We start from the raw sequence: 13880 nt of genomic DNA, 5'->3' as shown, positions 1-13880 counted from the left end.
TCTGCATATAAATTCATATGTACCTTATGCGGTAAATGTTAGCTAAATCACGTTATTAGGCTGTTTCTCGGCTAAGACTCTATTATTAGGAAGGATATGCTGGCAATGATCCCCTGCTCAGAGATAAGTATGGGGAAGGAGGGGCAATGGCTGCCCCGACACGAATAAGTTTAACTGAATAGCGGTAGGTCGGTGCGGGTAGCGGGGATTTTTATCTGTATAACCTGCTGTTGACGGGTCAATTTGAGCGACAATATCTGCCCATCATTCTCTACCTGGAGGTGCAGTAACGGATCATGGGTGTTCATATCAAAAACACATGTCACCTGAGCCTCCGGTTGACGATTACGCAAAATCAGGTAGCTGATATCACGTACTGACGGATTTGCCGGTGCCAGTCCTTGGAATAGTGTGGCATCGGCCGCCAGCCAAAGTGATAGCGGGTGTGCTGCTGTTTGATAGCAACACTGGATAACACCATTGAGTGGCTGGGCAGTAACCTGATGCAAATAGTGCATGGGGCCACTGTCATTGAAGACTGAATTCTCACCCATCAATTCTGTTGCTACTCCGTCGATATGCAGTGTCCAATCCCATTGTTGTTGATGTGGATTAGCGATATTACTGATATCAATGATGGCATCTTCCAGCCACAAAATACGGCGACGGAATTTTACGTCGCGATAGGATTCGCTGTCCCACTGAATCCGGGTATGGCTATCCAACTCGGGTGCTGTTTCTCCCCAATCAACCTCTGTATCCAGCCAACTAAAGTTAGCCGATTGATGCCAGTGATGGATAACCGGCACTGCTGGCGGTTGATTTGTTTGGTTAATACTGAGCGTATTGTGAGTTGCACTATTTTTGTAGTAGCCATAATGCAGTTGCGCACCGTAACCCGTGGTGCCTAAATCCGGCAGGATCTCGTGCCCTTGCTCAAACAGAATTAAATTTAGCCGATCATAATGATCATGTTCACCACCATATGGGCTGTGTTTTACCAGCAAAGCGCGCCCTGCTTGTGGCTGACGTAAAATTGTTAGCCCGCAATCCGGTGCATGCAGTGTGTCTGTCGGTATGACATCAATCATTTGTGGTGGCAATTCTTCAACACCGTACAGCAGGGCATCCAGATTTAAGCGCGGCTGTTGGCGATAAATATGTTGCAAGGCAGCGGCATATTCATCATTGCCATAAGTTTTAAAAGCAAATTCATATAAATGAGCGTGGTTGAGCTGCTCTTGCCCAGCGGTGCAATCGTTAATTCGTGGAAATGTCCCGTCTGGCATTAACAGTTGAAGCGGGAAACTGAGCATATTGCGGTAATAGGGCAGGGCAAGTAGGCTATAGCGGCTACCTGCAGCCAGCTTTTCAAATGACCAGAAGCCTTGCAGTGCATAAAAGTGATAATGCACTGAGCCTTCAAACCACAATCCTTCACTGAACAGCCCATGCTCCAACTGATAACGCAGGCCATAATCTGCGTTGACGGCAAACTCAATATAGTGCTCTTCTGCCAGAATCAGGCCGATCACGGCGATCGCACTGCTGATTTTAACTTCATGGTTATGTAATTGGCGGGTACGGTGTTGCATCAGGAAATCTGCGCCTTCGCGCAATAAACGCCCGGCGATGCAGTCGCGCTGCTCCTGACTGAGGGCATCGGAGATAAAATCATAACCCAAAGCAAAATCGAGCAGGCAATTGGCCTCACACAGGGTTTGTGCATTGGCCTTACCCGGCCCGTTGTACGGAATACCGCCGTGAACTTCATAATCAGGGTAGTGACGGGCATAATTAATCAGAATGTCCCGCACTTTATTGAAGTAACACACCTCCCCAGTTAACTGCCAAAGCAGACCTAGCTGATTACAGGCTTTGGCATTCAGGCCATTAAGCGCCCGCCACCAGGCACCGTCATAGGGTTCGCCACTGAATAACTGAGAGTCAACCGGGCAACGATGCTGAGTGGGTGAGTCGCGATCCCACTCCAGCCGCACACCGTGATCCGGGCAATAATAGTAATGATTCCAGGTGGCGATACCGGTGGCAGGAACCCGTGTTGCCGAGTCCAAAACCACCCGATTATCCGCAATCAGCGTGGCAATAATCTCCGGCTGTTGCACTCTATTTCCCTGTTGTCGTACAACCCGCTGGCGGATTTTAGCCATCTGCCGATCCGTAAACTGCTTCATATCTGGTGTGTCCTCGACGAGAGTTATTTTTGCGCGATCAGGGGTTGTGTGATCGGATAAAGCAGGATTTCGACGGCATCTGGGTATTTTGCTATCAGATATTGTGCTTTCTGCTGGAACTCACCGTCAGCAGGGTAAGCTCGGGCGGCGGTTATCATATTGATCAAGGCTTTCTTATCTTGTAGGCCATCCAAGTCTTTATACGGCCAGGCTTGGTCGCTATTGATAAAACCTGCCACATATTGATAGCCTTTTTTCAGGCTGTGCTCGTCCAGAGAAAAGTTCCAGATATCTTTGTCTGCAACCTCACCCAACCGGCCTAGCTTGTTGTAGGCTTCTAAATGAAAATTACTGTAATGCCAAGGACGAGTACGTTCCAACTCGGCATTTTGTCGGCCCTGCATATCAAAATGCGAGGGGATTCGACGGAGTTGAGTTATCTCCAGGCGCTTTTGAGCGGCGGCTTTTTGGTCGCTAAATAGAGCAAAGGAGGCGGCCTGCATATCAAAATAGGTGCCGTGATTATTATGCCAATTGTCTTCTTCGAAACCGTTCTGGCTGGTAGTCATCCATTGGTAAAAGTCTTTATACCAAAGTTTGATTGCTTGATAGTCGGTATCATTAAGTACATTGGCTGGTCTTATCAATTCGACAGCATCAATCACATCGACCAGTGCCCGGCTATCGATCAAACCAATCCCGCGCCCTTCATTGATACCCGGAATGGCTTGGGCATATTGTAGATTCGGGTTCATTCGGGTGTTTGGATTGACAAACCAGTTAGCCAATTGATCCCGTGCTTTCTCGGCGTACTCGGGCTTACCGGTAAAGCTATAAGCCAATGCCAAATAATAGACATCTTCGCTTAGGCTGTTCATGCGTTTTTTATCGGTGGCGTCACTATTGGCGTCTGGATTTGTTTCGCCGTCTTTACGCAAATAAGGCATGCCGTCTTTCTTGCTTGGGTCTGGCCACCAATAAGGCGGGAAGCTGTAATAGTCGTGTTTATCGCCACTGGCGGCCGACAGACTTTTATCCATAACGGAGTACAGTGGTTTTTTTAGTGCTTTATCTGCCTTATCTATCAGATTCTTATACGATTTTTCATATAACGGATTGTTTTGTTTAACCTGAGCGATGCTGTAGTTTATATCATCCATTTTTAATAGTAATGGGTAGCTTTCCGCAGCATAAATAAAAGGGGAAGACCCCAAAAGCATAGCCAGTAATAGGTTTTTATTACCTGAAATTTTCATCACTACTCTCCTTTTTCTTTATGATTTACATTATTAAAAATAAAGAATTCTGATTGCTTTAATTGCTTTACTTATTGTTTTAAAATAGAAATTTAACCTTATTAAAATAAAGTAATTAAATGTATTGGCACTCTTTAAATAAAAAATAACACTGTTTAATTTCAGATGGATTTGAATTCTATGGGAAAGTTTTTGGGCTTTTGTGATCCAAGTCTATATTATAAATTATCTGTAAATAAATAATTTAAATTGTGATGAATATCAAATTAAATCTTAGTTTTAGACGTTTTTTAGCCAATTTTAATAATTGCTTGGTTTTTTTAATTTTTAAAATGAAGATTTTAATTTATTGTTTTATATGATTTACTTTGTTTTTATTCATTTTTTGTTGATTTTTTTAATGTGATCTCAAGCAGAAATATTTAAATGGAATTAAGTTTTGTTTTTTATGGTGTAGTTTTTTGTTTTTCTCTGGGTTCTAATGTTATCGAGTGTTTCGTGATTTTATTCTGTTATTTAATCTTCTGGGTAAATTCATAAAAATTAGATTTCAACGAGGCGATGAGATGAAGACAAAAATGATAATGTCACAAGTAAAAATAAAATCCTTGCTGTTATTAACTTATTTAGCCATGGGGATCCCTTCTCTTCACGCTGCAGAAACATTGCAAGTGTGGATCCGCGCCAGTAATGATTCCAAGAATATTTATAAAAAAGAAGCCGACACTTTTGAGAAGAAAACCGGTATCAAGATTGAATATTTCAATGCGACGACTGATTTTGAACAGCGTCTGGCACGGGCCGCAGCGGGTAATGCGCTGCCGGACCTGATTTTCAACGATGCTGTGGCTATTGGGCAGTTTGTCCAGCTTGGTATTGTCGAACCGATTGAACCGAAAAATATCATTGGCGGAGAAGATATCTTCGATACCGCCTGGAAAAGTGCCCAATATATTGATGGTAAATATTATGGGGTGCCTACTTCAGCTCAGACCTTCGCCCTGTTTGTACGTAAAGACTGGCGAGAGAAACTGGGATTAGAACAGCCTAAAAACTGGCAGGATATCAGTACATTAGCGAAGGCGTTTACTTTTAATGACCCGGACGGCAACGGTAAGAACGATACCTATGGCTTTATTCTACCGGCTTCAACCACCCGTGGTTACGCCAGTTGGTTTATCAGTTCTTATCTTTGGCAGGCCGGCGGTGATTTTATTCGCCCAACCAGTGAAGGTAAATTTAAAGCATCGTTAGAAGAGCCAGCAGCGACTGAAACGCTGAGTTTCATGCGTGGCATGGTATGTGACAAAACGGTACAGCCGGGGGCTATCAATGCCACTACCGCAGATGCCATTCCATCATTCCGTTCCGGTCAAAGCGGCATGTTCTTCTCCGGCCCATATCACATTGCTTTGTTTGATAAAGATCCCGGTAAAGAGGCTTTTGAAGTGATCCCACCGCCGGCCGGAGCAAAAGGGCAGGCAACACTGGCTGAAGGCACCACCGTATTTTTGATGAAAAGCAGTCAGAAAAAAGAAGCCGCTCAGAAATTCATAGAATTCATGATCTCACCTGAAGGGCAACAAATCGGCATGGGAATGGGCAGCAACAATATGCCGGTCGTGCGCTTGTCGATTAATAAGCAAGTTGATACTAAAGCGGTTTATAACGATCCGCGCTGGGCAATGTTTGCTGACTTATATGCCGAACATGGCCGCTATATCCCACAAGTGCCTAACTGGACGCCTATTCGTCAGGTCACTGCTGAAGGTTTCAACCGCATCTTAGCCAACTGTGACAGTGATATCCCTGCTGAATTAAAAGCCGTGAATCAGAAAGTGAACGATGAATTGGCTAAACAGAATGTCTTAGGGCTGTGAGTGAAACATGATAACGCTAACCCCCCGACTAAAACGTAATCTGGTTCCGTGGCTGTTCCTGGCTCCGGCACTGGTCATCTTCACCTGGTTTAAATTCATTCCAATGCTGCAAGGGCTAGTGATGAGTTTTTACAAGGTTAACTTTAACCAGCCAAATGAGTGGGTCGGGTTTGACAACTTCTCCCGCGCGATGGGTGATGAAGCGCTGCACTCTGCGGTGTTCAACACCCTGTTATATGTGGTGGTCACCATGGTGGTGGCCGCTTTTATCGCCTTCTTTTTAGCCATGTTATTGGAAGGCCCGGCACGGCATCTGCGCTTTATCCGCACCGCTATTTTCCTGCCGGCGGTAACCAGTGCGGCTATCGTCGCCGAAATGTGGCGAATTCTGTTTAACCCGACCAGTAATGGTGTGGTGAACCATGTTCTGTCATGGTTCAGCATTGAAGCGCAGGGGTTTTTGGCAGATACCGATCAGGCGCTGTGGACTGTAATGATGCTGCATATCTGGAAAGCAGTGCCTTACAACATGGTTATCTTTATTGCCGGGCTGGTAGGCATTAGCCGTGATTTGTACGACGCCTCGAATGTGGATGGTGCCAACTGGTGGAATCGCCTACGTTACGTCACCTTACCGGGCATGATCCCAGCACTTTCAGTGGTACTGATGCTGTCGTTTATCCGTGGTTTTCGGGTGTTTGCCGAAGTGTATGCCACCACTGGCGGTGGTCCATCGAATGCAACGGAAATGATAATGACCCATATCTACAAGCTGGGCTTTGAGCAGTTTGATTATGGTTATGCCTCTGCGGTGTCCTTCCTGCTATTCGCGTTCACTGTGATATTGACGATTTGTCACCTCACATTGAAAAAGCGCATCGCCCGTTACTAACCCGAGCCGGAGACTGGTCATGAAAACTAAAAGTTGGAACAGTATCGGCCGCTGGATAATTTATGGTCTGTTACTGATTGTATTTGTTGGCCCGTACTGGGGCATTATTGCTACCGCATTCAGCGGTGCGCCAGTTAAACCCGGTGAGCTGTTGGCATGGCCAAATCAGTTCTCGTGGGACAACTTTATTTTTGCCTGGATGGATATCGGCGTCTGGCAATATCTGCTGAACTCGATCATCGTGGTGTTCTTTGGCACGGTTCTACAGGTGTCAGTCAGTGCACTGGCGGCTTATGCGTTGGCGCGTAAAAAGTTTGTCGGAGTCTCTCTGACCAGCTTGATCATCCTGTCGACCATGATGCTGCCGGAAGAGGTGATCGCTATTCCGCTCTATATGATCATTAACTGGCAACTGCCAATTATCGATTCCTCGTTGTACAACAGCTATTTGGGCATGATCCTACCGGTGGTTGGCTGGGCCTTCTCAATCTTTGTTTTGACTGAGTTTATGGCTGCTATCCCAAAAGAGTTGGAAGAGGCGGCACGCATTGATGGTGCCAGCGAATGGCAAATTTTCTTCCATGTGATCCTGCCACTGGTTAAACCGGCTTTGGGTACGGTAGTTACCTTCGGATTTATCATGATTTGGGATCAATATCTGTTGCCGCTGATTGTCGTTAATCAGGACAGTTTGAATACCATTCCGGTGATCCTCGGCACGTTACGTACCGACGAGAGCATCACACCAAATATCTTTATTGCCATCACCCTATTGGCGATGCTGCCGAGCATCATCGTGTATCTGGGTCTGCAAAAACATTTCAATCGCGGGATCATGTCTGGCGCGGTTAAAGGTTAGGGAGAAACAAAATGGGATCGGTTGTACTTAAAAATGTCTGTAAATCTTACGGTGACACCCATGTGATCCGCGATGTATCGCTGGAAATCCCTGACGGTGAGTTCTGCGTATTAGTTGGCCCGAGTGGCTGCGGAAAATCCACCTTACTGCGTATGATTGCCGGGCTGGAAGAGATTTCCGGCGGCACGGTAGGCATTAATGATAAAGATGTCACCGACGTTGAACCTAAGATGCGCGATATCGCTATGGTGTTCCAAAGCTATGCTCTCTATCCACAGATGACGGTGCGCGAGAACATGGGTTTTGCACTGAAAATGGCCAAAATGTCCAAGGCGGAGATCAATAACAAAGTCGAAACCACGGCAGAGTTATTGGGTTTACAGGCCCTTTTGGAGCGGTTGCCGAAAGATTTGTCCGGTGGTCAGCGTCAGCGCGTCGCCATGGGGCGGGCTATCGTGCGTAACCCACAGGTATTCTTGTTTGATGAGCCATTATCGAATCTGGACGCCAAATTGCGTACTCAGGTGCGTGGTGAGATCCGCGAATTGCATCAGCGGCTGAAAACCACCTCTGTTTATGTCACCCATGATCAAATAGAAGCGATGACGATGGGGCAAATGATCGTGGTACTGCGCGAAGGGCGCATCGAGCAGGTCGGATCGCCATTGGACTTGTATGATCGTCCGGCTAACTTGTTCGTCGCGGGGTTTATTGGATCACCTGAAATCAATCAATTGAAAGGCTCCGTGGTGCAACAGGGTGATAAATTCCTGCTACAACTGGAAGATGGCTCATTGCTGACATTGCCTGTTGGCTTGCAGTTGAGCGACGGGCAGCGCGTGGTGTACGCCATTCGGCCAGAGCAGGTCAACGTGGTAGATGCGACACACAGTGCCAGTGCACTGAAAGCGACCATTACTGCGATTGAGAATACCGGCTCGGATATGCAGCTATTTTGTAGCACTGGCGGTGGCCGCTTTACCTCGGTTTTCAAACAGCGTTTGGCGGTGAATGCAGGGGAGACGGTCTATCTGCAACCTAAGCTTGCCGGTATCCACATTTTTGATGCTGCCACCGGTTTACGGGTTGCTTGTCAGGCTACATAAGGAAGCAAATACCCATGACGCCAATGAAAACGTCTATGACGCCAATAAAATTGTATACGCTGGATCTAGATTGCCTGATCAAGGCGAAAGCGGTATTACAGCAACCTTTTTCACCATTACAACCGGCATTACGCCGGTTATTAAGTGAAGCCGATATATTGCGTGATCAGCCACCGGAAAGTGTGACTGATAAAAAGTTATTGCCGGTCAGTGGTGATATTCACGACTATTACAGCTTTGGTACTTATTGGTGGCCAAATCCGCGCAAGCCTAATGGTTTACCCTATGTGCGCCGCGATGGGCATACCAACCCGCAGAGTCAGAATGACGATACTGATACTCAACGTATCGTACGAATGTGTGATCGCTGCCTGACACTGGGGCTGGCCTACTATTTTACCGGGAATAGCCGTTATGCACAGGTGGCCGCCGAGCAGATACGTTGCTGGTTTTTAGATGCTAAAACTCGTATGAATCCGCATCTTAATTACGGGCAGGCCATTCCTGGTATCGTTTCTGGCCGTGGTACCGGCCTGATTGATACCCGCCTGATGTGGATGGTGATTGATACTCTCGGCTTGATATCACCAGCCAAGCTGCTCGATACCGAGGATACTGCGGTGTTACAGCAATGGTTCCGTGATTTTAACCATTGGATGTTCCACAGCGAAGTGGGCCATTCAGAGTATGTCTGGCACAACAACCACGGCACCTGGTATGACGTACAGCGCGCGGCCAATGCGATGTTTTATGGCGATCGCGGGCTGGTTTCCACCATTATCCAGCAAGGTATCACCCAACGGTTGGCGGCGCAGATTGCCCAAGATGGTAAACAGTGGATGGAGCTGGAACGCACCGTGCCGTTCCATTACTCGTTGTTCAATTTGGAAGCCCATCTACTGCTATGTCGCTACGGTGAACATGTTGAAATTGATCGCTGGGAGTGGATACAGGATGGCCGCAATGTTCAGCAGGGGATTGACTATCTGCTACCGTTTATTGCTGAACCGGAGCTGTGGCCCTACCGCGATTTGCGTGGCATCGACTATGACAGTGCATTGCGGTTGTTATTACAGGCCGCCCGGGGTTACCCGATGGACGCCAAACGCTATCATGCGGTGCTTGCCACCTTCCCGGTGGAAACCCTGACATCCCGTGATCGTCTGTTGTGGCAGAATTAATTGGGTCAAAGTTAATAGAGGCATAGTTGATGTACACTCAGGGCTATTTCTAAGCCAGAGGGCGTTGTGAATAATGAGTGACGTGAATAACCCTGAGGATCTGCTTGGTATTAACCGCTTTCTGCGCCAGCAACATGTACTGACGCTGTGTGCGGGCAGTGGTATCGATATGTGGTGTGCCAACTGTTTTTACGTATTTGATGAAACGCAGATGGCGCTATTTATCATGACAGAAAAGCACACCCGACATGGTGAACTGATGCAGATAAACCCACAGGTTGTCGGCACCATCGCCACCCAGCCGCGCACAGTAGCCTTGATTAAAGGTATTCAATACCGCGCAGAGATAAGCGAATTAACGGGGGATGCGGAACACCGCGCCCGCCAGCGCTACTGCCGCCGCTTTCCGGTGGCTAAAGTGGTATCCGCTCCACTCTGGCAGCTCAATCTGCTGGAAATCAAGATGACTAATAATACCCTTGGTTTTGGCAAAAAACTGTATTGGCAGCAAGACTCTTCACTATAAATTTCCTGTTTTAATGATAACTGCTATTTTTCGATTCTATGTAATAGTGTCTCTGGTATGTATTATTCATAACAATTGATTTCAATAATTGTCTCCGCACTTTTTCGCGGCATTAGCATCAATACCAGAAGGCAGGAGGTCAGATGGCGAAGGTATTATTACTGGGCGCAAGTGGCCTGGTGGGGGGCGAATTACTGCGCCTGTTACGTTTGGATGCCAGAGTGACATCCATCATTGCACCTAGCCGTAAACCCTTGCCAGCCATGAATAAACTGATTAATCCGCAGGGTGAAAATATCGGCGAGTTGCTGAAAACCTTGGATCAACCGGTGGAGTTGGTTTTTTGCTGTTTGGGGACCACCCGTAAGCAAGCTGGCAGCCAGGCGGCATTTCGTTTGGTGGATTATCGGTTGGTATTGGCCGCTGGTGAAACCGGCTTGCGGCTGGGCGCACGGCATTTTCTATTGGTAAGCGCGATGGGTGCTAATGCCAACTCATGGGTGTTTTATAACCGCACCAAAGGTGAGGCCGAGCGTGACTTACAGGCTCAGGGCTGGCCACAACTTACTTTTGCCCGGCCCTCAATGCTGGCAGGTCAGCGCGACAAGCCCCGCTTGATGGAGAGCCTGAGCGCGCCTCTGTTTGCCTTATTGCCAGATAAGTGGCGCTTGATTAAAGGCAAAGATGTCGCACAGGCGATGCTGGATCAGGCTTTTGCGCCGCCGAAAGAGGGCGTGACAATCTTAACCTCCGCTCAGATGCAGCAGCGTTGATCATAATAGGGTAATCGTCTGATTATCATGGGCGATTGCCACCTCTGCCGGTAATGGGTGGTCAAGCAACCATCGATCAAGTTGGTGGCTGGCATGGGTCAGCAACGTCTGTTGTGGCATTAGCAAATCCTTAATGGCTAACGCGATGGTTACATCATTGTGATTGCGTGGCGGCGGCGTCTGCGGCGGGTGGCTGCAATCCAGCACCAGCAGATCGATATTTTTGCTGGTCAGAAATAGCGCACTATCAGCGGGTAGCCCGACGGTATCGGTTAAATAGGCGATGGTCCGGCTGGGGCTTTGCAATAAATAGCCGAAGGTTATTTTGGAATGGGTTAGCGGCACCGGTGTGACCCGTAAGTCACCAAAATGGAGGGTCTGGAATGCGGCCATCGGCGGCTGAAAATGCAGAATTCCAGGATGTTTGAACAGATCGTCACAGCCGTCTGGATCCGGCGGTCCGTAGATCGGGATCGAATTTCCGCATCCCCAACGTAACGGAAATAACCCCTGAACATGATCCATGTGGTAATGTGTAAGCAAAAAACGCTGAATTTCCCCCGCAGTAAACTGCTGATCCAGTGTCGGCAATCCGGCATCAATCAAGGTGGTTTCCCCCTGATATCGCAGCATGGCACTGCAAGGTTTACGGCCCAATGCGGGCTGCACTCTGGCTTTAGCACAAATCACGCAGTCACAACCAAATACCGGCACCTGCTGGGCGCAACCGGTGCCTAACAGTGTCAGTTCCATTTTTTATCCCCCATTTCTTTACTGGTTAGGGGAGCTAGCAGTAATTGTTGTAACTGCCCCAGTGTGTGGTGCAGCTCACCATCATTAGACAGTTGCAAACAGTTAACCGGTAGCTGTTGCTGATAGTGTTGCGCCCGTTGTAATCGTGCATTGATCTGTTCACTGTTCTCTCGGCCACGTTGTTGCAATCGTTGCGCTAAAATAGCCGGAGAAACCGTCAGACAGAGCGGCAAAAGTTGGTCGGAATAGCGCTGTTGTGCCTCTGGCAGATAAGCTCTGGAGCCATTAACCACCACATCTAACCCGTGTTGTAGCCAGATATCAATCTCAATACCTATCCCATAGCGATACTGATGCGCTTGCCAGTACAGCGCGAATAATCCTTGGGCCGCCCGCAGTAAAAACTCCTGTTCACTTAGCGCAACATGGTTTTCCGCCCCGGCATTGGCCTGGCGGGTGATATAACGATGTGCCACGATAATATTTGCCGGATTGGCTGCCCGCAGCGCCGACAGCAGACAATCTTTTCCGGCCCCTGATGCCCCCATCAGATAGATTAAGCGCCCCATCAGAACACCTGTATTCCCTGACGCCAGACGTTTTGCACGTAAACATGTTTACTTTGCGCACTGTCATGAGCGCGTGCCAGTATCAAATCAGCCCGTTTACCTTCGGCAATAACACCACGATCCTGTAGTCCCAAGGCGTTGGCAGGATTACGTGTTACCAAATTAACCGCTTGCGGTAAGGTGAAGCTATTGGTTGCATCGTGTGCGATACGAAAGGCCGCATCCAGCAAGCTGGCTGGGTAATAGTCAGACGATAAAATATCCAGTACTCCAATAGCGGCCAGTTGGTGTGCTGCAACATTGCCTGAATGGGAGCCGCCACGGACGATATTTGGCGCGCCCATCAATACTTGTAAACCATGCTGATTTGACGCTCTGGCCGCCACCTCCGTGGTGGGAAATTCAGCAATCACACTGCCCAGTGCTTGTGATTGTGCCACATGTTCCGCCGTGGCATCATCGTGACTGGCGAGGGCAATGCCCCGCTGAGAGCAGTGATCGGCGATCGCTGTTCGATTCGGCGCTGACCAGCGCGCTGACAGGGTGATTTGCTCTTCCTCAAACTCTGCCATTTGTTGATCATTAAGATGGTATTTGCCCTGATAATACTCACGATATTTTGCCCGGGAGGCGAATTGACGCTGGCCTGGTGAGTGATCCATCAGCGATACCAATGACAGTTCAGGCTGCATCATCAGTTCTTCAAACAGCGGTAGAGTACTTTCATGAGGTAATTCACAACGTAAATGAATCCGGTGTTCTGCCCGGTTCAGTCCCGCCCGCTGACTATCCACCACCGCATTAATCATTTTTTGCAGATTATCCAGACGATGCCCGCCATCGCGCACATCGCCAATCGCCACTGCGTCCAACACGGTGGTGATCCCACTGGCAACCATCAGCGCATCATGGCTGCTCATCGCCGAATGAGCTGGCCAATCAACGTTGGGGCGTGGGGTAAAAAACTTGTCCAGATTATCGGTATGCAGCTCGATCAATCCCGGCAACAGCCAGCCATGGTGTCCATCTATGGCGGCAGAGAGTTGGGTTGGGCGATCACTGTAATTGTGGATAACCCCGTTTTTGATTTCGAGCGATCCGTTGACCACCTGATCTTCAAGAATAAGGTTGATGTTATTGAGGATCATGCGGGTATCTCCGGATTGGCATCGGCGGGAAAGGGCGTCATGACCAGTAAGCGATCACTGACATGGTTACGTACGGCCTCATCGTGGAAAATTCCAATGATGGCGGCCCCTCGCTGTTTAGCTTCATCAATCAGGCTAACGACTGCCGCGCTATTGGTGCTGTCGAGCGATGCCGTTGGCTCATCAAGCAGCAATATGGGGTAATCTTTGATAAAACCACGGGCGATATTGACCCGCTGCTGCTCGCCGCCGGAAAAGGTCGAGGGGGCCAGATCCCATAAGCGTGGTGGAACATTGAGGCGAGTCAGGAGATCCTGCGCGCGCTGTTGGCATATATGGCGTTCAACGCCAAGCTCCAGTAGCGGTTGCATCACCACATTTAATGCACTGATCCGTGGGATCACCCGCAAAAATTGGCTGACCCAACCCACGGTATGACGGCGTACCTCCATAATTTGTCGCGCTGGTGCTGCCACAATGTCGAGCCATTCCCCCTGATGCTTGACCCAGATATGCCCGCTGTCTGGCAGATAGTTGGCATATAAAGAGCGTAGCAGAGTAGATTTACCGCTGCCGGAATGGCCGTGTAATACCACACATTCACCGCTACTCACTTCCAGTGAGGTTTGATGCAATACCGGTAAGCGAATACCATGCTGGTGGTGTAGTACGAAGGTTTTACTGAGATTTTCAACTCTCAGTTGTGGGTGATTGATAGGCCGTTGCTGGTGATTCATAGTGA

Annotated in this window: 13 protein-coding genes; 7 read left to right on the top strand and 6 right to left on the bottom strand. The window is 48.4% G+C overall.

Annotated features, from left to right (window positions below):
* Positions 1 to 170: 170 nt before the first annotated feature.
* On the bottom strand, positions 171 to 2195 hold the full coding sequence (locus V2A84_RS16580; protein WP_083160878.1) for a heparinase II/III domain-containing protein: 2025 nt from the start codon (positions 2193 to 2195) through the stop codon (positions 171 to 173).
* A gap of 23 nt (positions 2196 to 2218) precedes the next feature.
* Positions 2219 to 3454, bottom strand: a complete 1236-nt coding sequence (locus tag V2A84_RS16575) for an alginate lyase family protein (protein WP_193784742.1) — start codon at positions 3452 to 3454, stop codon at positions 2219 to 2221.
* Positions 3455 to 4017: 563 nt separating this feature from the next.
* On the opposite strand from V2A84_RS16575, the gene V2A84_RS16570 reads away from it, so the two are divergent.
* The 7 genes from V2A84_RS16570 to V2A84_RS16540 all read left to right on the top strand — a co-directional run bounded on the left by V2A84_RS16570 (position 4018) and on the right by V2A84_RS16540 (position 10668).
* Entirely contained in the window at positions 4018 to 5331 is a 1314-nt protein-coding gene (locus V2A84_RS16570; protein ID WP_083160874.1) for an ABC transporter substrate-binding protein, read from the top strand.
* Positions 5332 to 5338: 7 nt separating this feature from the next.
* A complete protein-coding gene (locus V2A84_RS16565) occupies positions 5339 to 6223 on the top strand; it encodes a carbohydrate ABC transporter permease (protein WP_083160872.1) in 885 nt (294 codons plus the stop codon).
* 19 nt (positions 6224 to 6242) lie between these two features.
* Positions 6243 to 7082 (top strand): carbohydrate ABC transporter permease, encoded by an 840-nt coding sequence (locus V2A84_RS16560; protein WP_083160870.1) that lies wholly within the window; start codon positions 6243 to 6245, stop codon positions 7080 to 7082.
* Between the two features lie 11 nt (positions 7083 to 7093).
* Positions 7094 to 8188, top strand: coding sequence for an ABC transporter ATP-binding protein (locus tag V2A84_RS16555; RefSeq protein WP_050312219.1), 1095 nt, complete (start codon positions 7094 to 7096; stop codon positions 8186 to 8188).
* Positions 8189 to 8202: 14 nt separating this feature from the next.
* Entirely contained in the window at positions 8203 to 9369 is a 1167-nt protein-coding gene (locus V2A84_RS16550) for an alginate lyase family protein (RefSeq protein WP_083160868.1), read from the top strand.
* 73 nt (positions 9370 to 9442) lie between these two features.
* Positions 9443 to 9895, top strand: coding sequence for a YhbP family protein (locus V2A84_RS16545; RefSeq protein WP_193784741.1), 453 nt, complete (start codon positions 9443 to 9445; stop codon positions 9893 to 9895).
* Between the two features lie 143 nt (positions 9896 to 10038).
* Positions 10039 to 10668, top strand: coding sequence for a hypothetical protein (locus tag V2A84_RS16540; protein WP_083160866.1), 630 nt, complete (start codon positions 10039 to 10041; stop codon positions 10666 to 10668).
* On the opposite strand, the gene phnP is transcribed toward V2A84_RS16540, so the two are convergent.
* The 4 genes from phnP to phnL are packed head-to-tail and all read right to left on the bottom strand — an operon-like array spanning position 10669 to position 13854.
* Positions 10669 to 11421, bottom strand: coding sequence for a phosphonate metabolism protein PhnP (gene phnP, locus V2A84_RS16535; RefSeq protein WP_083160864.1), 753 nt, complete (start codon positions 11419 to 11421; stop codon positions 10669 to 10671).
* Positions 11412 to 11990 carry a ribose 1,5-bisphosphokinase gene (gene phnN / locus V2A84_RS16530; RefSeq protein WP_083160862.1) on the bottom strand — a complete coding sequence of 193 codons (579 nt, stop codon included), beginning with the start codon at positions 11988 to 11990 and terminating at the stop codon, positions 11412 to 11414. Before phnN ends, phnP begins: the two co-directional genes overlap by 10 nt.
* Positions 11990 to 13138 carry an alpha-D-ribose 1-methylphosphonate 5-triphosphate diphosphatase gene (phnM, locus tag V2A84_RS16525; RefSeq protein WP_083160860.1) on the bottom strand — a complete coding sequence of 383 codons (1149 nt, stop codon included), beginning with the start codon at positions 13136 to 13138 and terminating at the stop codon, positions 11990 to 11992. Before phnM ends, phnN begins: the two co-directional genes overlap by 1 nt.
* Positions 13135 to 13854 (bottom strand): phosphonate C-P lyase system protein PhnL, encoded by a 720-nt coding sequence (gene phnL, locus V2A84_RS16520; RefSeq protein WP_102970569.1) that lies wholly within the window; start codon positions 13852 to 13854, stop codon positions 13135 to 13137. The genes phnM and phnL overlap by 4 nt, the downstream gene beginning before the upstream one ends.
* Between the last annotated feature and the right edge of the window lie 26 nt (positions 13855 to 13880).

The sequence above is a fragment of the Yersinia sp. 2553 StPb PI genome, assembly GCF_052217105.1.
Taxonomy (GTDB): Bacteria; Pseudomonadota; Gammaproteobacteria; order Enterobacterales; family Enterobacteriaceae; genus Yersinia; species Yersinia enterocolitica_E.
Note: the sequence above shows the minus strand (reverse complement) of the source record. Positions and strands in the feature narration are given on the sequence as shown.